At 76.1% G+C, this 2,217-nt stretch carries 1 protein-coding gene; it reads left to right on the top strand.

The annotated features are described in order from the left end of the window. Positions 1-141 precede the first annotated feature (141 nt). Positions 142-2,217, top strand: a 2,076-nt coding sequence (locus tag K4G64_RS39040) for a hypothetical protein (RefSeq protein WP_308122612.1), incomplete at its 3' end; no start/stop codon positions are given.

Raw genomic sequence — 2,217 nt, 5'->3', positions numbered from 1 at the left:
GGACGCGGGACGTGCATGATCATGGGGCTTTTCCGCCGGGCGCGGGTGTCTCATTACGAGACACCGGGTTGTCGTCCGAGTGCGGCGGCCGGACCCGCAGTTGTTTCCTGTTCAACTGAACCCGCTACGGTGGGCTGTGCCGTGACCACCACAGATCCCTCCCCCGCAGCCTCCACCGCCCGGCCCTCGATGCGCGTCGCCCGCGAGCGGTTCCTGTCGGGGCGTCCGCTGCCCCACGGCGTGCCGGAGGAGGTCGTCGCGGCGTGGCGGCGAGCCCGGTTCTTCGGCGTGCCGCACGACTTGGAGGAGCCGGTGGCGTGTCCTCCGCTCTCCGGGGACTCGGCGCTGCTCGGCGCCGCCCGGCCGGTCCTCGACCGGATCGTCCCCGCCCTGGGCGCGGGCGGGTCGCTGCTCGTCCTGACCGACGAGCGGCTGCGCGTGCTGTGGACGGCCGGGAGCGTACCCGGGTTCGGCGCGTGCAGCGGCCTGTCGGAGCAGGAGGTCGGCCACAACAGCGCGGCTCTCGCCCTGCGCACCCGGAACCGGGCCGAGGTCCACGGACCCGAGCACTTCCTCGACCGGTGGCAGGACGTCTCCGCCGTGAGCGTCCCGGTGCTCGGGCCGGAGAGCGGGCAGGTACTCGGAACGGTGACCGTCGCCTCGCGGCTGTGCGCCACGCTTCCGCCCCACCCGCAGGCGGCACTCGCCGAGGCCACCAGGGCCGCGGTCGAGACGGAGCTGCGGGCACGAGCAGGCCGGGACGAGCGGGTCCTGCTGGACGCGTATCTGCGGGCAGCCGGGCCGGATGGGACGGGGCGTGAGACGGACGGGGCCGACCGGGGCACGAGTGGGGCGGACGGGGCTGTGCGCGGGGCCGAGGGGGCCACGCCTGAGGCCGAGAGGGCGACGCCCGGGGCCGAGGGGGCCACGCCTGAGGCCGAGAGGGCCACGCGTGCCGCCGAGAGGGCGACGCCTGAGGCCGAGAGGGCCAGGCCCGGGGCCGAGAGGGCCAGGCCCGGGGCCGAGAGGGCCACGACTGAGGCCGAGAGGGCCGCGCGCGGAGCGGGACGGGCGGTGGCCGCCGTGGACGGCCGCAACCGGCTGGTCAGTGACGGAGCCCAGCGGCTCCTGACGCCCAAGGTGCTGGAGGCGCTGGAGCGCGTGGCGGTGAACGCGCGCCGTGGGGACGGTGTGGGTGAGGCGGGGTTGCCCGAGGACGCCGGGTGCACGGCGCAGGTCACCCCCGTGCGTCTGGACGACGGCACGGTCATCGGTGTCGTCGCCGTCCTGGAACCGCTGGGAGATCCCATGCCGTCGGCATCGGCCCCGCCGCGCCCGCCGGTCGGACTCACCGGCTCCTCGGTCCCGTGGCGGCACGCCGTCGGACGCGCGGTCGAGCTGGTGCGGTCGCCGGAGCCGCTGCTGCTGACCGGTGAGCGCGGCACCGGCAAGTCAGCGCTGGGCCGGGAGCTGCTCGGCGCGGAGACGGTCCAGGTCGTCGACGCCGCGCAGGACGCCGGACTCGACCGGACCCTGCCTGCGTGGCCGGCCGGTCGGCCGCTTCTGCTCCGGCACGCCGAGCGTCTGGCGCAGCCCGGCGTGGCCGCGCTCAACTCCTTGCTCGACACGCACCCGGACACCCGGCTGCTGATCACGTACACGCCCGGCACTCCGGTCGGCCCGTGCCTGCAACGCCTGCTGGACAAGCTGTCCGCACGTTCGGTGACCCTGCCCCCGCTACGGGAACGCACCGAGGACATCCGGGAGCTGCTCCCGGCCCTGGCCCCTCGGCCGGCCCTCGGGCAGCCGCCGCTGACCTGGACACTGGACGCCCTGCGCGCCCTCGAGCTCTACGCCTGGCCGGGCAACGTCACCGAGCTGGCCCATGTCGTCCGGGCCTTGGCGGAGCGCCGGCGGGTTTCGGGGCCGGTCCGCCGGCCGGAACTGCCGGACGCCGTGCGAGAAGGGCCGGCCGCACGCCCGCTCAGCCCGATGGAACACGCCGAGCGCGCCACCATCCTGGAGGCACTGCGCCGCCACGGCGGCAACAAGGCACGCGCGGCGGCGCAGTGCCTCCAGGATGGTGGCGCGCTCAGCCCGATGGAACACGCCGAGCGCGCCACCATCCTGCAGCCCCTGCGCCGCCACGGCGGCAACACGGCACGCGCGGCGGCGCAGACCCTCCCGGGCGGCGGCGCGCCAGGGGCGGCCCAGCGG

The sequence above is a fragment of the Streptomyces sp. WAC04114 genome (genome assembly GCF_019733245.1).
Lineage (GTDB): Bacteria > Actinomycetota > Actinomycetes > Streptomycetales > Streptomycetaceae > Streptomyces > Streptomyces massasporeus_A.
The sequence above is the reverse complement of the archived record's forward strand: the minus strand, read 5'-3'. Positions and strand labels throughout refer to the sequence as shown.